The organism is Sphingopyxis lindanitolerans, from assembly GCF_002993885.1.
Lineage (GTDB): Bacteria > Pseudomonadota > Alphaproteobacteria > Sphingomonadales > Sphingomonadaceae > Sphingopyxis > Sphingopyxis lindanitolerans.
In genome coordinates this window covers 3768418-3791519 of the sequence record NZ_CM009578.1, presented here as the reverse complement: position 1 = coordinate 3791519, position 23102 = coordinate 3768418, and the positions used below count along the sequence as shown (strand labels likewise).

20 protein-coding genes are annotated in these 23102 nt (G+C 65.1%); 15 read left to right on the top strand and 5 right to left on the bottom strand.

Annotated elements, in window-relative coordinates:
* Positions 1 to 14: 14 nt before the first annotated feature.
* Complete coding sequence (locus tag CVO77_RS17925; protein WP_106000229.1) at positions 15 to 620, top strand: DUF6445 family protein; 606 nt, start codon at positions 15 to 17, stop codon at positions 618 to 620.
* A 6-nt stretch (positions 621 to 626) separates the two neighbouring features.
* Here CVO77_RS17925 and CVO77_RS17920 read toward each other — a convergent pair whose 3' ends face one another.
* From CVO77_RS17920 to CVO77_RS17910, 3 genes are read right to left on the bottom strand one after another with little or no spacing between them, the layout of a single operon-like run.
* Complete coding sequence (locus CVO77_RS17920; RefSeq protein WP_197709649.1) at positions 627 to 998, bottom strand: cupin domain-containing protein; 372 nt, start codon at positions 996 to 998, stop codon at positions 627 to 629.
* The gene (locus CVO77_RS17915) at positions 995 to 1354 is read right to left on the bottom strand and encodes a DUF2200 domain-containing protein (RefSeq protein WP_106000228.1); all 360 of its coding nucleotides are present in this window, start codon (positions 1352 to 1354) and stop codon (positions 995 to 997) included. The genes CVO77_RS17920 and CVO77_RS17915 overlap by 4 nt, the downstream gene beginning before the upstream one ends.
* 8 nt (positions 1355 to 1362) lie before the next feature.
* The gene (locus CVO77_RS17910; RefSeq protein WP_106000227.1) at positions 1363 to 1611 is read right to left on the bottom strand and encodes a BolA family protein; all 249 of its coding nucleotides are present in this window, start codon (positions 1609 to 1611) and stop codon (positions 1363 to 1365) included.
* 58 nt (positions 1612 to 1669) lie between these two features.
* Here CVO77_RS17910 and CVO77_RS17905 point away from each other — a divergent pair, with 58 nt between their 5' ends.
* The 3 genes from CVO77_RS17905 to cobS all read left to right on the top strand — a co-directional run bounded on the left by CVO77_RS17905 (position 1670) and on the right by cobS (position 3900).
* Positions 1670 to 2260: a J domain-containing protein gene (locus tag CVO77_RS17905; RefSeq protein ID WP_106000226.1), complete on the top strand. Its 591-nt coding sequence runs from the start codon at positions 1670 to 1672 to the stop codon at positions 2258 to 2260.
* Between the two features lie 10 nt (positions 2261 to 2270).
* Positions 2271 to 2708 (top strand): ester cyclase, encoded by a 438-nt coding sequence (locus CVO77_RS17900; RefSeq protein WP_106000225.1) that lies wholly within the window; start codon positions 2271 to 2273, stop codon positions 2706 to 2708.
* 202 nt (positions 2709 to 2910) lie between these two features.
* Positions 2911 to 3900: a cobaltochelatase subunit CobS gene (gene cobS, locus CVO77_RS17895; RefSeq protein ID WP_106000933.1), complete on the top strand. Its 990-nt coding sequence runs from the start codon at positions 2911 to 2913 to the stop codon at positions 3898 to 3900.
* A gap of 33 nt (positions 3901 to 3933) precedes the next feature.
* Here cobS and CVO77_RS17890 read toward each other — a convergent pair whose 3' ends face one another.
* Positions 3934 to 4995, bottom strand: coding sequence for a DUF5694 domain-containing protein (locus tag CVO77_RS17890; RefSeq protein ID WP_106000224.1), 1062 nt, complete (start codon positions 4993 to 4995; stop codon positions 3934 to 3936).
* 143 nt (positions 4996 to 5138) lie between these two features.
* Here CVO77_RS17890 and CVO77_RS17885 point away from each other — a divergent pair, with 143 nt between their 5' ends.
* From CVO77_RS17885 to CVO77_RS17860, 6 genes are all read left to right on the top strand, one after another.
* Positions 5139 to 6320 (top strand): alpha/beta hydrolase, encoded by a 1182-nt coding sequence (locus CVO77_RS17885; RefSeq protein WP_106000223.1) that lies wholly within the window; start codon positions 5139 to 5141, stop codon positions 6318 to 6320.
* Positions 6321 to 6397: 77 nt separating this feature from the next.
* Positions 6398 to 8221 (top strand): cobaltochelatase subunit CobT, encoded by a 1824-nt coding sequence (gene cobT / locus CVO77_RS17880; RefSeq protein ID WP_106000222.1) that lies wholly within the window; start codon positions 6398 to 6400, stop codon positions 8219 to 8221.
* Positions 8222 to 9003: 782 nt separating this feature from the next.
* Positions 9004 to 10650, top strand: a complete 1647-nt coding sequence (locus CVO77_RS17875; protein ID WP_106000221.1) for an acetolactate synthase large subunit — start codon at positions 9004 to 9006, stop codon at positions 10648 to 10650.
* Positions 10651 to 10785: 135 nt separating this feature from the next.
* Positions 10786 to 12219: an aldehyde dehydrogenase family protein gene (locus CVO77_RS17870; protein ID WP_106000220.1), complete on the top strand. Its 1434-nt coding sequence runs from the start codon at positions 10786 to 10788 to the stop codon at positions 12217 to 12219.
* A gap of 243 nt (positions 12220 to 12462) precedes the next feature.
* Positions 12463 to 13344, top strand: coding sequence for a UDP-2,3-diacylglucosamine diphosphatase (locus CVO77_RS17865; protein WP_106000219.1), 882 nt, complete (start codon positions 12463 to 12465; stop codon positions 13342 to 13344).
* Complete coding sequence (locus tag CVO77_RS17860) at positions 13341 to 14393, top strand: glycosyltransferase family 4 protein (RefSeq protein WP_106000218.1); 1053 nt, start codon at positions 13341 to 13343, stop codon at positions 14391 to 14393. Before CVO77_RS17865 ends, CVO77_RS17860 begins: the two co-directional genes overlap by 4 nt.
* Here the strand turns inward: CVO77_RS17860 and CVO77_RS17855 are convergent.
* Entirely contained in the window at positions 14390 to 16780 is a 2391-nt protein-coding gene (locus CVO77_RS17855) for a TonB-dependent receptor plug domain-containing protein (RefSeq protein WP_106000217.1), read from the bottom strand. The two genes, CVO77_RS17860 and CVO77_RS17855, sit on opposite strands and share 4 nt — an antisense overlap.
* A gap of 193 nt (positions 16781 to 16973) precedes the next feature.
* Between CVO77_RS17855 and guaA the strand changes: the two genes are divergently transcribed.
* The 5 genes from guaA (at position 16974) to CVO77_RS17830 (ending at position 23101) form a co-directional block, all read left to right on the top strand.
* A complete protein-coding gene (gene guaA / locus CVO77_RS17850) occupies positions 16974 to 18575 on the top strand; it encodes a glutamine-hydrolyzing GMP synthase (RefSeq protein ID WP_106000216.1) in 1602 nt (533 codons plus the stop codon).
* Positions 18576 to 18578: 3 nt separating this feature from the next.
* Complete coding sequence (locus CVO77_RS17845; protein ID WP_106000215.1) at positions 18579 to 18971, top strand: VOC family protein; 393 nt, start codon at positions 18579 to 18581, stop codon at positions 18969 to 18971.
* 257 nt (positions 18972 to 19228) lie between these two features.
* Complete coding sequence (locus CVO77_RS17840; RefSeq protein ID WP_106000214.1) at positions 19229 to 19726, top strand: GFA family protein; 498 nt, start codon at positions 19229 to 19231, stop codon at positions 19724 to 19726.
* Positions 19727 to 19790: 64 nt separating this feature from the next.
* Positions 19791 to 22604, top strand: coding sequence for a DNA polymerase I (gene polA / locus CVO77_RS17835; protein WP_106000213.1), 2814 nt, complete (start codon positions 19791 to 19793; stop codon positions 22602 to 22604).
* On the top strand, positions 22601 to 23101 hold the full coding sequence (locus CVO77_RS17830) for a hypothetical protein (protein ID WP_106000212.1): 501 nt from the start codon (positions 22601 to 22603) through the stop codon (positions 23099 to 23101). The genes polA and CVO77_RS17830 overlap by 4 nt, the downstream gene beginning before the upstream one ends.
* The last annotated feature ends 1 nt before the right edge of the window (position 23102 follow it).

Here is a 23102-nt window from a genome sequence, read left to right as displayed (position 1 = left end):
GCTAGGGCCGTGCGATGCCGACCTCGATCATTATCGTCGACGATTTCCTCGACGACCCCGACCCGCTTCGCGCCGCGGCGTTGCGTTTGACCTATCCCGATCAGCAGGGCGCGTTTCCAGGACGCAACTCGATCGAGCGCATCAATATCGAGGGGCTCGACCAATTCGCGTCGGATCTGGTCGGTGAGCCTCTGGAGGCAAGCGGTTCACCACTTTCGCACGCAAAATGCCGGATCACGCTGGCGAAGGATATCGGCCGCGCCCATGTCCATATCGATAGCAGCCACTGGTCGGGAATCCTCTACCTAAGCCGCCCTCAGGACTGTCGGGGCGGAACCGAATTCTTTCGCCACAAGGCAACCAACAGCGAGCGAGCGCCCCGCGATCAGGCCGAACTCGAGGCAATGGGCTTCATGGACGTCGCCCAGATGCACCGCGAGGTCATCGAACGCGACAGCAAGAACCCCGATGCCTGGGACCAGGTGATGACCGCTCCGATGCGCTATAACCGCCTCGTCATGTTGCGCCCCTGGCTATGGCATACGGCGGGACCAGGTTTTGGCGACAGCATCGAAAACGGTCGCCTTGTCTATCTGATGTTCTTCAAGCTCGCCCGCTGAACACATTCATCCGAGCCGTTCAAGCATCCCCCGCGTCCTGTCGGTTTCGGCATTGCCCGTGTTGCGTGTCGAATTGGGTTCGAGCAGCAGGACGTGGCATTCGCCGTCCAGCGCCTCGGGGCAATGCTCAGTGCCGTGGGGGACGATGATGAACTCGCCTGGCCCGACGATCACCTCGCGCTCGCGAAACGCCATCTTCATCTGTCCTGAAACGACAAGGAACAATTCGTCTTCCACATCATGGTGATGCCAGTCGAATTTGCCGTCGAGTTTCACCAGCTTGACCTGGAAATCATTGATGTCGCCCGCGACACGCGGGTTCCAGTGATCGTGGAAGGTCGCGAAGGCCTCGGCAAGATTGACCTTGTCGATCGTCACGGCGCGTCCGTCCGCAATATCTTCTCCATCGCCTTCCCCTTGGCGAGTTCGTCGATCAGCTTGTCGAGATAGCGAATCTCGCGCATCAGCGGCTCGGCGATGTCTTCGACCCGCACGCCGCAAACGACGCCCCGGATTTGCGCGCGCGCTGCGTTCATCGCGGGCGCGGCGGCGAAGAAGCCGGCAAAATCGATTCCGGCCGCGATCTGCTCGTCCAGTTGCGACTGGCTATAGCCGGTCAGCCAGCGGATGATTTCGTCGACCTCGACCTTCGTCCGTCCCTTGCGCTCCGCCTTGGCGACCAGAAGGGGATAAACCTTCGCAAAGCTCATGCGATAGATGCGGTGCTCTGCCATCCAGCGTCCTATTCCCCCGGCGCGCTGGCCTTGATCGCCAGCGCATGGACGCGGTTCCCCGGCAGGTCGCCGAGCGCCTTGTTCACCGCGCGCTGACGCGCGACGCGATTCTGACCCGAAAAACCGGCCCACTCGATGGTCAGGCTGAAATGCGATTCGCCCGACCCATCGTCGCCGGCATGGCCGTGATGTTTGGCACTGTCGTTACTGAGGACGAAATCGGCATCGGGAAAAGCCGCCGTCAGCCGCTCCTCCATCTCGTGTTGCACTGGACCTTTTTGTGTCATGCAGCCATGTTGGGACCGGATACGCCACATGACAAGCCCCCGCTCCCCCCGATTCCATGGCCGCGTCGCGCGCGAAGCCGCCTGCGCCGTTCCCGGTTGCCGCGAACCCGGCGAATTCCGCGCCCCCGCGACGCAGCACCGTTCGCCCGACGGCCCACCGCCCTATCGCTATCTGTGCCTCGACCATGTCCGCGAATTCAACGCGGGCTATAATTTCTTCGAGGGCATGAACGCCGACCAGATCATGGCGGCGCAGTCGCCCACTGCCGGCTGGGAAACCGAAAGCCGCGCCTTTCGCGCCGCGGGCAGCGCCGACCTGCCGCCGCGCTGGGCCGATTTCAAGGACCCGATGGAGGCGCTCGGCGCGCGCTTTCGCCAGCGGATGGACGAAGCGCGGCGCGAGGCCGCCGACCCGCGCTTCAACCGCGAGGAGCATCGCGCCCTGGCGCTCATGGGCCTTTCGCCCGAGGCCGACCGCGCGGCGCTCCGCCGTCGCTACAGCGAACTCGTCCGCAAATATCACCCCGACCGCAACGGCGGCGACCGGAGTTTCGAGGCGAGGCTCGGCGAAGTCGTCGCGGCCTATCAATTGCTGCGAAAAACAAAGGCCTTCGCATAGGAGAGGGACAATGGACGATCTGAACACGCGGCGGATCGAAACCGTGCGCCGCCACATGGCGCTGGAGATCACGCACGACTGGGACGGCGTCCTCGCGACCTTCGAGCATCCGCGCTACGAACTGCTCGGCCCCGGCACCATCTTCGACGGCGAGGCGGCGGTGCGGTCCTATTTCGCCGCCTCGCGCGAGCCTTTTCCCGACCAGGCGAACGAAGTGATCGCGATCGCCGCCGACGCAGCGACCGACAGCGTGCTCGTCGAATTCTGGCTGACCGGCACCCACCTCGGCCCGCTGCGCCTCGGTCTGCGGACGATCGAGGCGACCGGCAAGGCCTTCCGCGTCCGCATGGCGGCGAGCTTCGAATTCGCGCCGGGCGGCGACCGGATCGTCTGCGAGCGGCCCTATTACGACCAGTCGGCGGTGATGAAAGCGCTCGGCCTCTTCTGAATAAGCCGTTGCAAGCCGCAACCCATGGCGATACCGCGCTCCGACGGTCGGCGGAAATGCGCCGACTCCTCTTCCCCGTCACCCTGAACGTGTTTCAGGGTCCATGGCCCGACCTTTCCGCTGGCGCCGCGTCAAACGAGGGCCAAGGCCATGGATGCTGAAACCAGTTCAGCATGACGATCATGAAACTATGGATGCGATGATGACCGATATCCCGAACAGCCTCCCCGACCATCATGGCGCGACCCTGCTCGCCGCCCCCGATATCGAGGTCGATGCGCGCGAGGTTTTCGGGGTCGATATCGACATGAAGATCCCGGCGTTCAGCGAAGCGGACGAGCGCGTCCCCGACCTCGACCCCGCCTATGTTTTCGACGGCGACACGACGCTCGCGATCCTCGCCGGCTTCAAGTTCAACCGCCGCGTGATGGTGCAGGGCTACCACGGCACCGGCAAGTCGACCCATATCGAACAGGTCGCCGCGCGACTCAAATGGCCGTGCATCCGCGTCAACCTCGACGCGCATATCAGCCGTATCGACCTTGTCGGCCGCGACGCGATCGTGCTGCGCGAAGGCCAGCAGGTCACCGAATTTCGCGAAGGCCTGCTCCCCTGGGCGCTCCAGACCCCGACCGCGCTCGTTTTCGACGAATATGACGCGGGACGCCCTGACGTGATGTTCGTGATCCAGCGCGTGCTCGAGGCCGAAGGCAAGCTGACCCTGCTCGACCAGAATCGCGTGATCCGCCCGAACCCGCATTTCCGCCTGTTCTCGACCGCGAACACCGTCGGGCTCGGCGATACGAGCGGCCTTTATCATGGCACGCAGCAGATCAACCAGGGCCAGATGGACCGCTGGAACATCGTCGTCACGCTGAACTATCTTCCCGCCGCGACCGAAAGCGCGATCATCCTCGCCAAGGTGCCCGGCACCGACGACACGACCGTCGCCAATATGGTCAAGGTCGCCGACCTGTCGCGCCAAGGCTTCATCAACGGCGACATCTCGACCGTCATGAGCCCGCGCACCGTGATCAGCTGGGCACAGAATGCCGCGATCTTCAACAATCTCGGCTTCGCCTTCCGCCTCACCTTCCTCAACAAATGCGACGAGGCCGAACGGATGATCGTCGCCGAATATTATCAGCGCGTGTTCGGCGAGGATTTGCCTGAGGGTATCATCGGCAAGTAAGCGGCCGGGGCGGCGACACGCCGCCCCGCACCGTCATTTCAATATGGTCTCGGCATCGGCCAGCCGGACGTCGTGCATCCGATTCAGATAGGCTTCAAAATAGCCCTTGTGCGACGCGCCGACAATGCTGAGCGTGCGTGCGCCCGGCTGCGCCGCCATCGCCGCGCGGATGTTCGCGGCCATGCGCAGGTTGCGCGTTTCCCACCAGCCGACGTAGCGACGGCCGTAATTCTGCGGCGTCGCATCAGCAAGCGCCGCGCCGAAATCGCTGTCATACGCCACGCGCGCCGTCGCAGGACTGTTATAGGCGCGATAGAGGTCGAGCAGGCCGGCCCCGTCGAGCTTCGCCTCCAGCGCCTTGTCGGCGGCGGCCCGTTCCTTCGCGACCGGATTGTTCCAGATCCGCTGCAAGGCCGCGTTGAATCCGGCATCGTCGTTCAGCCACGCGGTCGTCGCATCGGCGCTGTGATCGTCGACCGAATAAACGCGCTCCAGCCCCAGCCGCGCCGCGAGCGTGGAGGCGATCAGGAAATTCTCGTTGCGACGGGTCGTCAGCGTGTCGAGTCGCTCCGTGAGCGCCGCGTCGAGTCCGTCGCCCGCGTGCCGTTCGGCGGTGGGCAGCCGAAGCCATTGCACGAGCGCCGACGCCTGCTCACCGCCCGCGAGGAAGACCGCGGCCAGATGGCGCCGCTCGGCGGCGGCGGGATTCGCGGGCCATGCCGCAAGGAGGCGCCCGGCCTCGGCAGTGGCCGCCGGAACGTCGAGCCCGGTCGCCTTGCGAGCCGGTTCGGGGTCCCAGCAATAAGTGTCGTACACGTCAGGATAGAGCGGCTTGTAGCTCAGCAGCATATCGCAATCAGGGCCGGAAACGCCCTCGATCGTGATGATCCGTGGCTTCCACGCCGCAAGCCGCGCGAGCAGCGGGTCGAGGCTGACGGCCGAAAACCCGTCGGGAAGCCCCGAAAGATGGGGCGTGCCAAGAACGAGCAGTTCGCCCGCCGTACCGGCCTTGAGCGCCGCCGGATCGAAGGACGGCGCATAGGGCGGCGGCGCGTTGGTTCCCGCGACGAACAGCAGAGCAGCAAATAGCGACATGACTTTCTCCCTCGATCGCCGCTCACGGCGTTCGGTCGCGATAGATGAAGTGTATTACTCGATCAATACTCCTGTTCGATCCATTTTTGCCTTCCCCCCATTATCAACTTCCAAAGCGTCGCCGGCTCTGCCAGCGTTGCGCGATGCGCCTCCTTGCGGCTCTCGCCTGCCTACTCCTTTCCGGCTGCATCTCGCCCGTCGACTACGGCGATGTCCGCCACGCCGCCTATGTCGCCGACCCGCGCTGCACCGCCCAGGCGGGGGCGCCGGTCGACGAGGCGGCGCTACCGTTGTTCTTCGTGACCAGTCGGCTGCCCGATTGCCGCACCGAGGCGATCGCGCTCACCAATCATCGCGGCGACACGCTGCGCTACGGCCGCTTCGCCGCGCCGCGCGAGACCGAGGTCGGCGGCAAGAAAAAACTGCGCACGCCAATGGCGTTCCAGAATGAAGGCGACTGGTGGCAGGCGCTTCAGGCCGAGACCGACCGGCGGCAGGGCCGCGTCCTCCTTTATGTCCACGGCTATCGCGAGACGTTCGAGACGACGTCGAAGGACGCCGCGCAGATCGCGCGCATGACGGGTTTCGACGGGCCGGTGATCGAATATAGCTGGCCCTCGCAGGGCGAAGTGCTGAAATATGCGGTCGACGAGACCAATATGTATCACGACGTGCGCCATTTCGGCGACGTCCTGCGAACCCTTGCCGATCGGCCGTGGGTCAAGGAAATCGTGATCGTGTCGCACTCGCTCGGCGCGCGGCTGGTGATCCCCGCGATCGCCACCGCCGACCGCCTGTCGCGCCGCGCCGGACGCGCGACGAACATCTCCAACATCATCCTCGCCTCGCCCGACATAGACCGCGAGACGTTCGAGCGCGACACCGCCGACGATGTCCTCGCGCCCGAACGAGTCGAGCGTGGGCGGCGCGTCACCATCTATGTCTCGCTGAAGGACAAGGCGCTCGCCGCCTCGCGCGTGTTGCACGGCTATCCGCGGCTCGGCTCGCCCTATTGCTTCGATCCGTTCGAGGCGGCCGACCTTCGGGCGAAGGGGCAGCCCGAACGCTGCTACGTCAAGGCCGTGCCGGGCGTGACGGTGATCGACACGACCGACGTTTCGCGCGGATCGACCGGACACAGCAATTTTCTGCGCAGCGCGGCGGCCTGCCGCGATTTCGTCGACGTCGTCGACGGCAAGCGCACCCGGCCCGAGCGCATCGCGACGCCATGGGCTTACGTCTTTCGCCTGATCCCCGACCCTGCCGATCCCCAACCCGACGATAATGTCATCTGCCACCGCACCGCCGGCGACGAAGAGGATTGAAGCGCGAACGGCCATCCCCTCCCTCGTCACTCCGGACCCTTCCTTCCATCTCAAAAGCTGGTTAGAGCCGACTCATCATGGCGTCCCAATCTCCTCTCGACGATCTGAAAACCGCGCTGTCGAGCGTCGCGCGCGCGGTTACCCGCGACCCGGAGGTCGAGGTCGGCTTTACCGCCGACGCCCCGGCGCAGATCGGCAAGGCGATCAAGGTGCCGACCCCGTCGCGCACCCTGCCGCGCGACCAGGTCGCCGAAGCGCGCGGTTTCGCCGACGGCTATGCGCTGCGCATGAAGCATCACAGCGAAAAGCTCCACAACGCCGCGCGTCCGGCGGAGCCGCTGGCCGCTGCCGCGTTCGACGCGATGGAGCGCGCGCGGGTCGAGGCGCTCGGTGCGCGCAACATGGCGGGGATGCGCGCCAATCTGTCGGCCAGCCTCGCGATGCGGATGCGGTCGGACCCGATTACCCGCGCGCAGGCCAAGGACGATGTGCCGATATCGAGCGCGCTCGAACTGCTGCTGCGCGAGGCGCTGACCGGCGACCGGGCGCCGCAAGGGACCGAGACCGGCCTGTCGCTGGTGCGCGAATGGATCACCCAGGACGCGGGCGGCGATCTGACCGCGCTCGCGATGCTGATCGACGACCAGGCCGCCTTTGCCGAAACCGCGAAGCTCGCGCTCCGCCACCTCGACCTCATCCAGGGCGACGAGCCGCTGGAGCAAGGATCGGACGATAGCGGCGAAGAGGATGAGTCGGAGGCCGACGACAGCCAGGAAGAGCAGGAAAGCGAGGACGGCGGCGCCGGAGAAAGCCAGGTCGACGCACGCGCCGAAACCGCGGGCGATCAGGCCGACGACGGCGACACCGACCCCGACGCGCAGGAGATGGAGGCCGACGGCGAGCCCGAAATGGGCGGCGAAGGCGACGAGGGGATGCTGCCCGTGCGCCCCAACCGCCTGCCGACCGACGTCCCCGATTTCAACTATCTGCGTTTCACCGAAAAGCATGACGAGATCATCCTCGCGACCGAGCTTTGCGACGCCGACGAACTGACCCGGTTGCGCGCCTATCTCGACCAGCAGATGACGCATTTGCAGGGCGCGGTGACCAAGCTCGCGAATCGCCTCCAGCGCCGCCTGATGGCGCAGCAGAATCGCGCCTGGGATTTCGACCAGGAGGAGGGCCAGCTCGACGCTGCCCGCCTCGCCCGCGTCGTCGTCTCACCCGGCCAGTCGCTCTCCTACAAGATCGAACGCGATACCGACTTTCGCGACACCGTCGTCACGCTGCTGATCGACAATAGCGGCTCGATGCGCGGGCGGCCGATCAGCATCGCCGCGATCAGCGCCGACATCCTCGCGCGCACGCTCGAACGCTGCGGCGTCAAGACCGAGATCCTCGGCTTCACCACCCGCACCTGGAAGGGCGGGCAGAGCCGTGAGGACTGGCTCGCCGCCGGCCGCCCACCGCACCCCGGCCGCCTCAACGACCTGCGGCACATCATCTACAAGCCCGCCGACGAACCCTATCGCCGCGCGCGGCGGTCGCTCGGCCTGATGATGCGCGAGGGGCTGCTCAAGGAAAATATCGACGGCGAAGCCCTGATGTGGGCGCACCACCGCATCATCAACCGCCCCGAGGAACGCCGCATCCTGATGGTGATTTCGGACGGCGCGCCGGTCGACGACAGCACGCTGTCGGTCAACCATGGCGCCTATCTCGACCAGCATCTGCGGCAAGTGATCGAATGGATCGAGAACCGCTCGCCGGTCGAGCTCTGCGCGATCGGCATCGGCCATGACGTCACGCGCTACTACAGCCGCGCGGTGACGATCATGGACGCCGAGCAGCTTGGCGGGACGATGGTCGAGCAATTGGCGGGGCTGTTCGATATCGACTGAGCATCGCCGAAGCCATGGGTGGGGATCGTCATGGCGAGCGGAGCGAAGCGGGTGGCGACAAAATCCGCTGTCCTACAAAATCGGGCCACGTTATCGTCACCTCATGCCCTCGCCTCCCCCGCGCCGCACGCCCGCAATGGCGCTCCCGCACACAGTTTCGCTTAAAGCCACAAAGGACACAATTTCGTGCCGTCCACGCGGGGCTTTTGTGGCTTTAAAGCGCAGTCATCGTCGGATGGCCCATTCGCGAAGCGTTCGCGTTTCCGCGCGAAGGCGGGGATTCATCTCCGGTCGGTTCAAGATATCACCAACGGGAGATCGCTCCCGCCTCCGTGGGAGCGCATGGCTTATTCAGCATGCTTGGAAAGAAATGCCCGCAACGCGATTCCCCTCACAACGCGATTCCAGAGTGAAGTTGCGCAGTTTTCCGCGCCTCCGCACGAATCCCTTTCCGCTTTCTCTGCGATCTCTGCGGCCTCTGCGCGATCCTGCCCAGCACAACGTGGAAGGCCCACCCCCGCTGCGACTAGGACGCAAAGCGCCCAGGTCTCGCTGCTCCTCCCGCTTGCGGGAGGGGAGTCGCTCCGCTCGCAACAACGATGGTTTACGCCTCCACCAAGCCCCGCGTGACAACCCCTTCCCCCCTCGTTACAAATCCCATCCAGTGCAGCAGGGACTCGCGGGCCAACGACGAGAGCCGCTGCGCCGACATCGATGCCGCTGGTCGCCGGCACGAATTCAGAGCCGCGCCATAGGGGCGTGGCTGAGGGGGCGACTTTAGCATGAAAAAAGCATCCGACCTGTTCATCGAATGCCTCGAGGAAGAGGGCGTCGAATATATTTTCGGCGTTCCGGGCGAGGAGAATCTCGACTTTCTCGACAGTCTGTCGCGCTCCAAAACGATCAAGCTGATCCTGACCCGGCACGAACAGGGCGCGGGCTTCATGGCCGCAACCTATGGCCGCCACACCGGCAAGACCGGCGTCTGCCTCGCCACGCTCGGCCCCGGCGCGACCAACTTCGTCACCGCGGCCGCCTATGCACAGCTCGGCGGGATGCCGATGATGATGATCACCGGGCAGAAACCGATCAAGAAGTCGAAACAGGGGCGCTTCCAGATTCTCGACGTCGTCGCGATGATGGGGCCGATCACCAAATATACCCACCAGATGGCGTCGTCGGACAATATTCCGAGCCGCGTGCGCGAAGCCTTCCGCCTCGCCGAGGAGGAAAAACCCGGCGCGGTGCATATCGAATTGCCCGAAGATATCGCCGACGAACAGACCGACAGCGTGCCGCTGAAGCGTAGCCATGCGCGCCGGCCGACGGCGGACGTCAAATCGATCCGCGAAGCGGTGAAGGCGCTGGAAAATGCCAAGTCGCCGGTGCTGGTGATCGGCGCCGGCGCCAACCGCACGATGACCAGCCGGATGCTCCTGCAATTCATCGAAAAGACCGGCATCCCCTTCCTGACCACCCAACTCGGCAAGGGCGTGATCGACGAGCGGCACCCGAAATTCCTCGGCTGCGCCGCGCTGTCGGCGGGCGATTTCGTCCACCGCGCGGTCGAGGCGTCGGACTGCATCGTCAATCTCGGCCATGATGTCATCGAAAAGCCGCCCTTCTTCATGAAGCAGGGCGGCCCGACCGTGATCCATGTGTCGACCAAGACCGCCGAGGTCGATCCGGTCTATTTCCCGAACATCGAGGTCATCGGCGATATCGCCAACGCGGTATGGCAGATGAAGGAGGATATCGTCCCCAACGGCGGCTGGAAATTCGACGACATGCTGCGCTATCGCCGGGGCGAGGTCGAACATACCGCACCGCTCGCCGCCGACGCGCGCTTCCCGATCTTCCCGCCGCACCTGGTGCAGTCGGTCCGCGACGCGATGCCCGACGACGGGATCATCTGCCTCGACAATGGCGTCTATAAAATCTGGTTCGCGCGCGGCTACACCGCGTGCAAGCCGAACACCGTGCTGCTCGACAATGCGCTCGCGACGATGGGCGCGGGGCTGCCGTCGGCGATGATGTCGGCGATGGTCTATCCCGACCGCAAGGTGATGGCGATCTGCGGCGACGGCGGCTTCATGATGAACAGCCAGGAGATGGAGACCGCAGTCCGCCTAGGGCTCAACATCACGGTGCTGATCCTCAACGATTCGAGCTATGGCATGATCCGCTGGAAACAGGCGAACATGGGCTTCAAAGATTGGGGACTGACCTATGGCAACCCCGATTTCGTCAAATATGCCGAGGCCTATGGCGCCCACGGCCACCGCGTCGAAAGCGCCGCGCATCTGAAGGAACTTCTCGCCCACACCCGCGACACGCCGGGGGTGCATCTGATCGACTGCCCGGTCGACTATTCGGAAAATGACCAGATTTTGAACATCGACATCAAGAAACTGTCGAAGGAGTTGTAAGCCGTTGCCCCTCCCGCAAGCGGGAGGGGCCGCGAGACTTGCGAGCCTGCTCGCTAGTCGCAGCGGGGTGGGCAATCCGCCCAGCCGCTTGCCCACCCCCGACCCCTCCCGCAAGCGGGAGGGGGGAGAAATGGAATGAAACTCAAGGACGTCTACCCGCTCTACCTCAACAACAAGGCGGTGCAGCCGAACACCGACCTTGCGGTAATCGACAAGTTCACTGGTGAGGTCGCGTTCCGCACCGCGCTTGCGACCCCCGACGTAATCGACGAAGCGATCGCCGGCGCCGTGCGCGCCGCCGAGCCGATGGCGCGGCTGGCGAGCTATGAGAAGCGCGACGTCCTCACCCATTGTGTCGGGCGCTTTCAGGAGCGGTTCGACGAGCTTGCCTATGCGCTGTGCGTCGAGGCTGGCAAGCCGATCGCCGATGCCGAGGGCGAGGTCAGTCGCCTGATCGACACCTTCCGCATCGCTGCCGAGGAAGCGGTGCGCAATTATGGCGAGATCCAGCCGCTCGACATTTCGGCGCGCGCCAAGGGTTATATGGGAATGTGGAAGCGCGTGCCGATCGGGCCGTGCAGCTTCATCTCGCCGTTCAATTTCCCGCTCAATCTTGCCGCGCACAAGATCGCACCGGCGATCGCGATCGGTTGCCCCTTCGTGATGAAGCCCGCGTCGATGACGCCCTTGGGCGCGATCATCATGGGCGAGGTGCTCGCCGAATGCGACATCTTGCCCGAAGGCGCGTTCAGCATCCTGCCCGCAAGCCGCGACGGCGCCGACCTGTTCACCACCGACGAGCGGCTGAAACTGCTCAGCTTCACCGGCTCGCCCGGCGTCGGCTGGGATTTGAAGGCCAAGGCGGGCAAGAAAAAAATCGTCCTCGAACTCGGCGGCAACGCCGCGGTGATTGTCGACAAGGACGCCGACCTCGACCATGCGCTCGCGCGGATCGTCTTCGGCGCCTTCTATCAATCGGGCCAGTCGTGCATCGGCGTGCAGCGGATCATCATCCACGCCGACATCTACGACCGGTTCCGCGACATGCTGGTCGAAAAGACCGGGACGCTGGTCGCGGGCGACCCCAAGGACCGCAAGACCTTCATCGGCCCGATGATTTCCGAAAAGGAAGCGGCACGGCTGGATGGCTGGATTCAGGAAGCGGTGGCGAACGGTGCCAAGCTGCTCGTCGGCGGCAAGCGCGAGGGCGCGATGCTCGAGGCGACTTTGCTCGAAGACGTCGACCGCAGCGCCAAAGCCTATCGCGAAGAGGCGTTCGGGCCGGTCGCCATCCTGTCACGCTTCACCGACTGGGACACCGCGCTTGCCGAGGTCAACGACAGCAAGTTCGGCCTCCAGGCCGGCATTTTCACGCGCGACCTGCACAAGGTGCTCGAGGCGTGGGACCATCTCGAGGTCGGCGGCGTCGTCGTCAACGACGTGTCGAGCTACCGCGTCGATAACATGCCCTATGGCGGGGTGAAGGATTCAGGGCTCGGCCGCGAAGGAATCCGCTTCGCGATGGAGGATATGAGCGAGATCCGCAATCTGGTGATCCGTCGGACCTGATCCATAGAATCGTCATTGCGAGCGGAACGAAGCAATCTCCAGTCGGCATCCTGTCATGTCGATAGCCGGAGATTGCCGCATCGCTTCGCTCCTCGCAATGACGGCTTCCCAATTCCCGTCACAAATCCGCCCCCTAATCTTCATCAAACCGACGCGGCTTCATCGCGCAGACTGTAACAAAACTCCTGTCTAGGCCGTGGGCAGCCAAGGCTGCCTTCGGCCAAGGCCCCCGGAGTGCGTGACATGGCCTCGATCTCGACCCTGCCAATCCCTGCCCGCTTCCCCGACCCCTTCACGTCCGACCCGCATATCCCCGAACGTCTGATCGGCGAGCGCCGCAGCTACCGCAGCATCTGGGTCAGCGACATCCATCTTGGCACGCGCGGCTGCAACGCCGCGATGCTGATCGACTTCTTCGACCATGTCGATTGCGAGACGCTCTATCTGGTCGGCGACATCATCGACGGCTGGCGGCTCAAGAAGCGGCATTTCTGGCCGCCCGAGCATAATGACGTCGTGTGGCGCGTGCTCAAGCGCGCCCGGCGCGGCACGCGGGTCGTCTATGTCCCCGGCAACCATGACGAGATGGTCAAGCCGTTCGACGGCTTCGATTTCGGTGGAGTCGAAATCCGCCGCGAGGCGATCCACCAGACCGCCGACGGCAAGACATTGCTCGTCGTCCACGGCGACGAATTCGACGCGGTGATGCTCGCACACCGCTGGCTGGCCTTCGTCGGCGACGCCGCCTACACCGCGCTGATGAAGGCGAATGGGGTGGTGAACGCCATCCGTGGCAAATTGGGCTTGCCCTATTGGTCGCTGTCGATGGTCGCCAAGCACAAGGTCAAGAACGCCGTCCAGTTCATCGGCCATTATGAAGAGGTCGTCGCCCACGCCGCCCGCTCTCGCGGGGTCGACGGCGTCGTGTGCGGCCATATCCACAGCGCCGAGATGCGCGAGATCGAGGGCGCCCTCTATTATAACGACGGCGACTGGGTCGAGGGCTGCACCGCGCTGGTCGAACATCATGACGGACGCATGGAGATTCTCCGCTGGGCCGAGGAGGTCGCCGCCCGCAATGCCCCGATGCAACTCCATCTGCCCGCACCGGCGCGCGCCGCATGAAAATCCTTATCGTCACCGACGCATGGGAGCCGCAGGTCAACGGCGTCGTCCGCACCTTGCAGGCGACGATCGGCGAACTGCGCAAGGCGGGGCATGAGGTCGCGGTGATTTCACCGGGCCTGTTCCACTCGATCCCCTGCCCCAGCTATGGCGAGATTCGCCTCGCCTTCGCGGGCTGGCGCAGGGTCGGGCGGATGATCGCGCGCCACGCGCCGCAGGCGATCCATATCTCGACCGAAGGGCCGCTGGGCCTCGCCGCGCGGCGCTGGTGCCTGAAAAGCGGCTTTCCCTTCACCACCGCCTATCACACGCGCTTTCCCGAATATGTTGCGGCGCGGTTGCCCGTGTCGCCCGCTTTCGTCTGGCGCTTTATCCGCTGGTTTCATCGCCCTGCCCGCCATATCATGGTCGCGACGCACAGCCTCGCCCGCGAGCTCGCCGACCACGGCCTGACCCGGACGATGATCTGGGAACGCGGCGTCGATCATGCGCTGTTCCACCCCGACCGCGCCCCGCATCCGGCGTTCGAAGGGCTGGCGCGCCCGATCCAGCTCTATGTCGGTCGCGTCGCGATCGAAAAGAATATCGGCGCTTTTCTCGGCGGCGGCCCGCAAGCCGGAACCAAGGTGATCGTCGGCAGCGGCCCCGCGCTCGAGGCGCTTCGGGCGCGCTATCCGGGCGCGCTTTTCCTCGGCAAGCTCGGCGGCGAAGCGCTGGCGCGCGCTTATGCGGGGGCGGACGTCTTCGTCTTTCCCAGCCGCACCGACACCTTTGGCCTCGTCGTCATCGAGGCCCTGTCGTGCGGCACCCCGGTCGCCGCCTATCCGGTGCCCGGACCGGGCGACATCGTGCGCGATGGCGCGGGTGCGCTCGACGAGAATCTGGACGGTGCGATCGCGGCCGCGCTGACCTGCGACCGCGCCGCCGCCGCCGCGCTCGGCGCGCGCTACAACTGGACCGCCTGCACCGCGCAATTTCTGAGCGCGCTGACCTTCGTGTCGGCCGAGCCCGCGGCGATCACTCCGTCGGGCGCACCCTATCCCGCCTAGAAGGACTTGCGCCATTCCAGTTCGATATAGCGGCCGAGCGGGTCGGTGTAGCCGGGCTGATAGTTGATCGGCACGATGCCGTTGGCGTCGGTGATCTTGCGCTGGGCATCGAACAGATTATCGACCGACAGGCGCAGGCGCGAATTCTTCAGGAACGGCAGCGACTTGGTCATCTTTGGCTGTTGGTTGAAATCCATGAAGAAACGCAGGTTGAAGGTCGCCAGGTCACCGAATTTGAGGTCGCCCGCGCTGCCGCCGACAACGGTGCTGCCGCTGTCATATTTGGCGCTGACGCGCGCGCCCATCCCCTTGTAGAAGACGCCGCCGTCGAGTTCGACGAGATTGCGATTGCTGCCACCGCCATTGCCGGTCGCCGATCCGTTCAGCAGGTCGAGTTCGGGTACGCCTGGGCGGATGAACACCGTGTCGGTCAGTTTGATCGTATGATAGAGCGACACTTGCCAGCGGCCGCCCTGCGGCCCGCCGAGCATGCCGCCGGGGCCGCCGCGACCGCGGCCACCACTGCGGCCGGCGCCGCCCTGACCGCGCGGCCCGCGCGCGCCGTCGCGCTGGGGACCGCCTTCACCGCCCTGCGACCCGTCCTGCTTCGGCTGGGCAAAGCTCTTCCCGAAGTTGAAGCCCCAGCGAATCTGCGAATTTTCGGCGCGATCGAAATTGACCGGCCGCTGATCGAGCGCGACCAGCACGCCATTGGCGTCGCGCGTCACGCGGTCGGGAAAGGCCGCCTCGATCTCGGGCGTCAGCAGCGGAAAGGCGTTCGCGGTGTCATAGCTCTTGTTGCTGTTGTAATTGATAGAGAGCCGGAGCCCGTCGATCATCGGCGGCGACCAGTTGAGCCCTAGCTTGAAATCGCGATGCTGTTCGGCGAGCAGGAAGGGATTGCCGCCGGTGGTCGTCGTGATCTGTACCGTCTGCCCGGTCGCAAAGTCGTAATAGGTGACCGCGGGGGTCACGAGAGGCGCCGCGCCGAGTTGCTGGATGCCGGGCGCGGCTTCGTCGCGGTTGAAACTCGCGATCACCGACAGATTTTTGGTGACTCCCCAATTGAGGTTGGCACCCCAGCTTTTCAGCGATGCAAAATCGCTCGGGTTCTGGACCTCTCCGCTCAGAGTCAGCGACACCCGGCCGATCTTGCCGACATTATAATCGGGATCGAGCAACGGAACGGTCAGCGAACCGAACACGCCCGGCAGATCGCGGGCAAGGTCGCTCGTCGTCACGATGCCGAAGCGGTCGGACTGGCTGTCGTAGCGGATTCCCGAATAGCTGCCGGTCATCGACAGACGGATCGGCCCCGCCCAGCCCTCGATAACGCTCCCCGACAGGTTGGCGCTGCCGCCGAAGGTCTGCTGGCTGCTGTCGAATCGGTCGCGTCCGCCGCCGATGCGGTCGGTGAAGGTGCGCTGATCGGCATCGGCATAATTGCCCGACAGCGACCAGCGCCAATCGCCGAGCATGCCGTTGACGCTGGCGGTCGAGGTCAGATTGCGGCTGCGGCTGTCGCGTTCGAGCGGATCGGTCACTCCGCCCGCGCCGGGGCCAAGCAGCGACAGGCTGTCGGTCTGGTCGAGACGCAGGTTGAGCGAGGCGTCGGTGACCTTGTTCAGGCTGCGCTGGATCGTCCCGTCGATCGAATAGGCATCCGATGCGGGAAGCAGGCTGCGGCCGGTATCGCCCAGGTTCCGTTCGCGTTCGAGGAGCATGCTATTATGCGCCCACCCACCGTTCAGGTTGATCCGGCCTTTTTCGCCGATCGCGACGAAGCTTGGCTCGATCTCGCTCTGGAACCGTCCGCCCTGCGTCGGAACGCCGCCCTCGGCCTCGACCGAGAGCTGGCGAAAATTGGGCTTGAGGACAAGGTTCACGACGCGGTCGGTCGCGGCATAGCCATATTGGAGCGCGACCTCTTCGGGGAATATCTCGACCTTCGCAATCGCTTCGGGCGGCAGGTTGCGGACTTCGCCGAAGCCGCCGATGCGTCGGCCGTTGACGAGAATGATCGGACGGCCGCTGCCGCGTCCGCGCCCCGACCGCGTCTGCGGCGCCAGCGCGTCGAGCAGTTCGGAGACGTTCGACACGCCATAGCTGGCGATCGCCGCCTCATCGAGTTCGGCCTCGGCCTTGATCTCGGTGTCGAGTTGCCCCGCGAGGCGCGGCGCGGTGACGATGATCTCGTTCCCGCTATAATCGTCGTAGGCATCCTCACTATCCTGGAACGCCGCCACGGCGGGATCAGCGGGCTGTTCGGCCACCGCCGCGACAGCAGGGGGGCCGATCGGAATATCGGCCATCGCCGGCAGCGCCAGCGACGCTCCCGCCGCCAGCAAGACGGCGCGCGTCGAAATGAGAAGGCGATCATTATTCATAAGGAGAGAACCTTGTTTCTTTTTATCTTCGTTTTTCTTTGCAGGACGGGGCTTAACGCCCGCTGACGCCGCTCTTTGTTCGCGGTTCATCTATGTCGCAATTGTCGCAACAATGTGTCGGGATCACCGCTGTTCCACCAACGGTGGATATCGACCGCTGGACAGCAGGACCGCGCCACTTTATCGGCCAGCCATGCCGACTCCAGACACCGCCGCCCGCTCCCAAGCCGCTCTGGCCGAATCCATCCTGATCGTCGATTTCGGCAGTCAGGTGACCCAGCTCATCGCCCGCCGCGTCCGCGAAGCGGGGGTCTATAGCGAGATCGTCCCGTTCAACGCCGCCGAAGCCGCGCTCGAACGGATGCAGCCCAAGGGCGTGATCCTTTCGGGCTCGCCGGCGTCGGTCCCCGCGACGGGCAGCCCGCGCGCGCCACAGTCGATCTTCGACAGCGGCCTGCCGATCCTCGGCATCTGTTACGGGCAGCAGGTGATGAGCCAGCAACTCGGCGGACAGGTCGAACCCGGCGGCGCCGACGGGACGCGCGACGGCGAATTCGGCCGCGCCTTCCTGACCGTCACCGAACCTTGCGTGCTGTTCGACGGCCTGTGGGAGGTCGGGTCACGCCATCAGGTGTGGATGAGCCACGGCGACCGCGTCACCGAATTCGCCCCCGGCTTCCGCATCGTCGCGATCAGCGACGGCGCGCCCTTCGCGCTGATCGCCGACGACGAGCGCCGCTATTATGGCACCCAGTTCCACCCCGAGGTCGTCCACACCCCCGACGGCGGCAAGCTGATCGCCAATTTCGTGCGCCATGTCTGCGGCTGCTCGGGCGACTGGACGATGGCCGAATTCCGCGCGACAAAAATCGCCGAGATCCGCGCCCAGGTCGGCGACCAGCGCGTGCTCTGCGGCCTGTCGGGCGGCGTCGACAGCGCGGTCGCCGCGGTGCTGATCCACGAGGCGATCGGCGAGCAACTCACCTGCGTCTTCGTCGATCACGGCCTGCTGCGCATGAACGAGCGTGAGCAGGTCGAGCGCCTGTTCCGCGACCATTACAACATCCCGCTCGTCGTCGTCGATGCCGAGGAGCGCTTCATGAGCGGCCTCGCGGGAGTCACCGACCCCGAGAAGAAGCGCAAGTTCATCGGCGGCGAATTCATCAATGTGTTCGAGGAGGAAGCGAAGAAGATCGGCGGCGCCGATTTCCTTGCACAGGGCACGCTCTATCCCGACGTGATTGAAAGCGTGTCGTTCACCGGCGGGCCGAGCGTGACGATCAAAAGCCACCATAATGTCGGCGGCCTCCCCGAACGCATGAACATGGAGCTCGTCGAACCCTTACGCGAACTGTTCAAGGACGAGGTTCGCCTGCTCGGCAAGGAACTCGGCCTCCCCGACATCTTCGTCGGCCGTCACCCCTTCCCCGGCCCCGGCCTCGCGATCCGCATTCCGGGCGAAGTGTCGAAGGACCGCTGCGACATCCTCCGCAAGGCCGATGCCGTCTATCTCGAAGAGATTCGTAATGCCGGGCTCTACGACGCGATCTGGCAGGCGTTCGCGGTCTTGCTGCCCGTGAAAACCGTCGGCGTGATGGGCGACGGGCGCACCTACGACCATGTCTGCGCGCTGCGCGCCGTGACCTCGACCGACGGCATGACCGCCGACATCTACCCCTTCGACGCAAGCTTCCTGTCCCGCTGCGCGACGCGGATCATCAACGAGGTCGAGGGCATCAACCGCGTGGTGTACGATTATACGTCGAAACCGCCGGGGACGATCGAGTGGGAGTGAGGCATGTCCATCGCCTATATCACCATCGGCACCAACGATATGGCGCGGTCGCGGCGCTATTATGACGCCATCATGCCGCATCTCGGCGGCCGGCTAGAGGTCGAATATGGCGATCAGGCCTGTTGCTATGTGATGCGCGACGAGCGTCGCATCTGGATCGGAAAACCGCAGGACGGACAGCCCGCGACGGCGGGGAACGGCATCATGCCCGGTTTCCTGTGCGACAGCGAGACGGCCGTCGACGCCGCCCACGCCGCCGCGCTGTCGCATGGTGGGACCGATGAGGGCGCTCCCGGTCCGCGCCCGCTCTATGGTCCCGATTTCTATGGCGCCTACGCCCGCGACCCCGAAGGCAACAAGAGGAGCTTCGTCCGCTTCGGGGCGTCGCAGACTTGATGATTCTTTCCGCACGCAAAGGAAGCGCTACACTGACAGGCCGCGAATCCGTCAACGTTGATGAACGAGATAGATCGAGGCATTGCCGCGCTCGGCGCAATCTTGTTTGCGGTCGCGATTGGCAGCGGGTACAGCGAAAATGCCGCAGATGCTATCCGCGCTGCCGCGTGGTCGTAAAACGATGATCGAAATTTCGAAGGCGAAGCTCTCGCTCTGATCACGCGGGCGCTTCGCCCCAACGGGTTGGCGGGGTTGTCATGAGTTCCACTCAGAACAGGATCGAAACCCAGGCCTCGGGCGGCTGTCAGTGCGGCGCGGTGCGCTATCGGGCGACCGCGATGCTCGACACCTCGCACATCTGCCATTGCCGCATGTGCCAGAAGGCGGCGGGGAGTTATTTCGCGGCGCTGGTCGGCATCCCGCGCGACGCATTGACCTGGACGCGCGGCGCGCCCGCGGTCTTCAAAAGCTCCGATCCGGTCGAGCGCGGCTTTTGTTCGACATGCGGGACACCGCTCTATTACGACTATCTGGAGAGCGAGCACCTGAGCGTCACGACCGGCTCGCTCGACGATCCGGCACGTTTTCCGCCCAAGATGCAGTTCGGCATCGAGGGCCGGATGCCCTGGTTCGACACCATCGTCGCGCTTCCACAGGACGGTACGACCGAAGAGACGATGCCCGGCGCCGCCGAACGGATCGCCGCGAGCAACCATCAACACCCCGATCACGACACCGCCGACTGGCCCCGATGACCGCCGCCGCAAAGCTGTCCATCGCCTATCGCTAGCGCGGCGGCGCCCTGCTACACCCCGCCCCATGTCCGAGAAGAATCATCTCTATCTGGTCGATGGCTCCAGCTACATCTTCCGCGCCTACCACCGCCTGCCGCCGCTGACGAACCCGAACGGGGTGCCCGTCGGCGCGGTCTATGGCTATACCACCATGCTCTGGAAGCTGGCGAAGGATCTGCACGATGCCGACGGGCCGACGCACCTCGCCGTCATCCTCGACCATAGCAGCCACTCGTTCCGCAACGACATCTATGATCAATATAAGGCGAATCGGCCCGAGCCGCCCGAGGATCTGCGCCCGCAATTCCCGCTGATCCGCGACGCGACGCGCGCCTTTTCCCTGCCGTGCATCGAGATGGAAGGGTTCGAGGCCGACGATCTGATCGCAAGCTATGCCGAGGCCGCGGTGCGCGAAGGCTGGGACGTCACGATTGTCTCGTCCGACAAGGATCTGATGCAGCTCATCCGCGAGCCGGCGGGCGACGCGCCGCAGGTCGATATGCTCGACACGATGAAGAATGTCCGCATGGGGCTGGAGGCGGTGAACGAGAAATTCGGGGTCACCCCCGATCTCGTCGGCGACGTGCTCGCGCTGATGGGCGACAGCGTCGACAATGTCCCCGGCGTGCGCGGGGTCGGGCCGAAGACCGCGACCAAGCTCATCCAGGAATATGGCAATCTGACCGCCGCGCTCGACGGCGCCGAGACGATGAAGGCCAGCAAGCTGCGCGACAATCTGATCGAGCATCGCGCGATGGCCGAATTGTCGCGCGTCCTGGTCGACCTGAAACGCGATATCGCGCTGCCCGATGCGCTCGACACGCTGAAACTCGGCGCGATTCCACCCGCACCGCTCAAGCTGTTCCTCGACGAGCATGGTTTTCGCTCGCTGTCGGCAAAGCTCGACGGCGGCGTGACACCCGGCGGCCCGCCGACGCTGCCGCGTCCCGGCGCCGCCCCGACCGCAGCGCCCGCTGCGCCCTCGACACCGACGCTGCCCGCGATGCCGCCGATCGACCGATCACTCTACGAAACGGTGACGACGATCGAAGCACTCGACCGCTGGATCGAGGCGGCGCGCACCGCGCATGTCGTCGCGGTCGATACCGAAACCGCGAGCCTCGACAGCGTCACCGGCGACCTCGTCGGGGTCAGCCTGTCGACCGGCGCAGGCCAGGCCTGCTACATCCCGCTCGGCCACGGCGGCACCGACATGTTCGCCGAAAAGCCAGAGCAGATTCCGATGCGCGACGCGCTCGACCGGCTCGCGCCGCTGTTCTCCGACGATGCGGTGCTCAAGGTCGGGCATAATCTCAAATATGACATCGGCGTGCTCGCGCAGCACGGGCTGACCATCGCGCCCTATGACGACACGTTGGTGATGAGCTTCGCGCTCGACGCGGGCAAGCATCAGCACGGGCTCGACGAACTGGCAAAGCTCCACCTCGACCATGTCTGCCTGACCTTCAAGGAGATGTGCGGCACCGGCAAGGCGCAGATCAGCTTTGCCGAGGTGCAACTCGACCGCGCCACCGAATATGCCGCCGAAGATGCCGAAGTCGCGTGGCGGCTCTGGAAGCTGCTCAAACTGCGGCTACCTATCGAAGGCGGGACGCGCGTCTACGAGATGGTCGATCGCCCGCTGGCGGCGGTCGTCGAGCGAATGGAACGCGCAGGCATCATGGTGAACCGCGACTATCTCGCGCGGCTGTCGGGCGAATTTGCGGGCGAGATGCTGCGGATGGAGGGCGAGATTCATGCACTGGCAGGCCAGCCCTTCGCGATCGGCAGCCCGAAACAACTCGGCGAAATCCTGTTCGACAAGCTGGGGTTGAAGGGTGGCCGCAAGGGCAAATCGGGCGACTGGTCGACCGACCAGAACGAACTCGAACGCCTCGAACGCGACGGCGTGCCGATCGCGCGCAAGATTTTGGAATGGCGTCAGCTCGCCAAGCTCAAGTCGACCTACACCGACGCCTTGCAGCAACAGATCAATGCCAAGACCGGCCGCGTCCACACCAGCTACAGCCTCGTCGGCGCGCAGACCGGGCGACTGTCGTCGACCGATCCGAATTTGCAGAATATCCCGATCCGCACCGAAACCGGCCGCCAGATTCGCGACGCCTTCATCGCCGCGCCCGGCCATGTGCTGATCGCCGCCGACTATAGCCAGATCGAACTCCGCCTCGCGGCGCATATGGCCGACGTTCCCGAACTCAAACAGGCGTTCGCGCAGGGTCAGGATATTCACGCCGCGACCGCGATCGAATTGTTCGGCGAGGTCAACCGCGACACGCGCGGCAAGGCAAAGACGGTGAATTTCTCGATCCTCTACGGCATTTCGCGCTGGGGTCTTGCCGGCCGCCTCGAAGTGACGCCCGATGAGGCGCAGGCGCTGATCAGTCGCTACTTCGAGCGCTTTCCCGGCATCAGCGACTATATCACCGACACGCTCGAGACGGTGCGCGCGCGCGGCTATACCGAGACGCTGTTCGGACGAAAAACCTGGTTTCCGCGCATCAAGGCGGCGAGCCAGAACGAGCGCGCCGGCAGCGAACGCGCCGCGATCAACGCCCCGATCCAGGGCACCAGCGCCGACCTCATCAAGCGCGCGATGGCGCGGATGCCCAAAGCGCTCGACGATGCCGGGCTCGGCGATGTCAGGATGCTGCTCCAGGTCCACGACGAACTCGTCTTCGAAGCGCCCGAAGACAAGGCGAAAGCCGCGGGCGAGGTCATCCGCCGGGTGATGGCGGGGGCCGCCGAACCGGCGCTGACGCTGTCGGTCGCGCTCGAAGTCGAGGTCGGCATCGGCAAGAGCTGGGGCGAAGCGCATTGATCGCGGCGCTGCTGCTCGCGGCGGCGCTCGCCGCCGATCCGGTCGCGCCCGCTCCCGCGCCAACGGCCGAAACCGAAATCGCGCCCCCCGCGATCGCCGATACCGACGTGCGCGAATATGCCGCGGTCGCGGGGCGCAAGGTCGCGGGACGCCCGGTCGGCGGCCCCTATGCCAGCGCCGACAAGCTGTTGCTGCTCGGCCGTGACGGCAAGGGCTATCCCGTCGTCACGGCGAGCCTCGGCTTTCCGGTGCGCCAGTCGCTGCCCGCGCCGCCAAAGGGTACGCTTGCCGTCGTGCGGCTGCACCAGCGCTCGGAAACGGTCGTTCCCGGCCCCACCGCCGACGACCTTGCCTTCGTCGCCGCGAACAGGCTGCCGCTGTTCGTGATCGGCGAATGGGGGCGGCCGGCGCCGATGTGGGAGGTCGCGTGGGTCGATGACGGCGTCCGCTTCCGCATGATCGGCGAAGTCGGCGAAATCGGCCCCTGGCAGGAATAGG

Bases quoted from the DNA above. Each gene is read 5' to 3' on its own strand.
- cobT (WP_106000222.1), top strand. From the start codon at position 6,398: ATGGCGTCCCAATCTCCTCTCGACGATCTGAAAACCGCGCTGTCGAGC.
- CVO77_RS17885 (WP_106000223.1), top strand. From the start codon at position 5,139: ATGCGCCTCCTTGCGGCTCTCGCCTGCCTACTCCTTTCCGGCTGCATC.
- CVO77_RS17875 (WP_106000221.1), top strand. From the start codon at position 9,004: ATGAAAAAAGCATCCGACCTGTTCATCGAATGCCTCGAGGAAGAGGGC.
- CVO77_RS17845 (WP_106000215.1), top strand. From the start codon at position 18,579: ATGTCCATCGCCTATATCACCATCGGCACCAACGATATGGCGCGGTCG.
- CVO77_RS17860 (WP_106000218.1), top strand. From the start codon at position 13,341: ATGAAAATCCTTATCGTCACCGACGCATGGGAGCCGCAGGTCAACGGC.
- CVO77_RS17890 (WP_106000224.1), bottom strand. From the start codon at position 4,995: ATGTCGCTATTTGCTGCTCTGCTGTTCGTCGCGGGAACCAACGCGCCG.
- CVO77_RS17905 (WP_106000226.1), top strand. From the start codon at position 1,670: ATGACAAGCCCCCGCTCCCCCCGATTCCATGGCCGCGTCGCGCGCGAA.
- CVO77_RS17855 (WP_106000217.1), bottom strand. From the start codon at position 16,780: ATGAATAATGATCGCCTTCTCATTTCGACGCGCGCCGTCTTGCTGGCG.
- CVO77_RS17915 (WP_106000228.1), bottom strand. From the start codon at position 1,354: ATGGCAGAGCACCGCATCTATCGCATGAGCTTTGCGAAGGTTTATCCC.
- guaA (WP_106000216.1), top strand. From the start codon at position 16,974: ATGCCGACTCCAGACACCGCCGCCCGCTCCCAAGCCGCTCTGGCCGAA.
- CVO77_RS17870 (WP_106000220.1), top strand. From the start codon at position 10,786: ATGAAACTCAAGGACGTCTACCCGCTCTACCTCAACAACAAGGCGGTG.
- CVO77_RS17840 (WP_106000214.1), top strand. From the start codon at position 19,229: ATGAGTTCCACTCAGAACAGGATCGAAACCCAGGCCTCGGGCGGCTGT.
- CVO77_RS17900 (WP_106000225.1), top strand. From the start codon at position 2,271: ATGGACGATCTGAACACGCGGCGGATCGAAACCGTGCGCCGCCACATG.
- CVO77_RS17925 (WP_106000229.1), top strand. From the start codon at position 15: ATGCCGACCTCGATCATTATCGTCGACGATTTCCTCGACGACCCCGAC.
- CVO77_RS17865 (WP_106000219.1), top strand. From the start codon at position 12,463: ATGGCCTCGATCTCGACCCTGCCAATCCCTGCCCGCTTCCCCGACCCC.
- polA (WP_106000213.1), top strand. From the start codon at position 19,791: ATGTCCGAGAAGAATCATCTCTATCTGGTCGATGGCTCCAGCTACATC.
- CVO77_RS17910 (WP_106000227.1), bottom strand. From the start codon at position 1,611: ATGGAGGAGCGGCTGACGGCGGCTTTTCCCGATGCCGATTTCGTCCTC.
- cobS (WP_106000933.1), top strand. From the start codon at position 2,911: ATGACCGATATCCCGAACAGCCTCCCCGACCATCATGGCGCGACCCTG.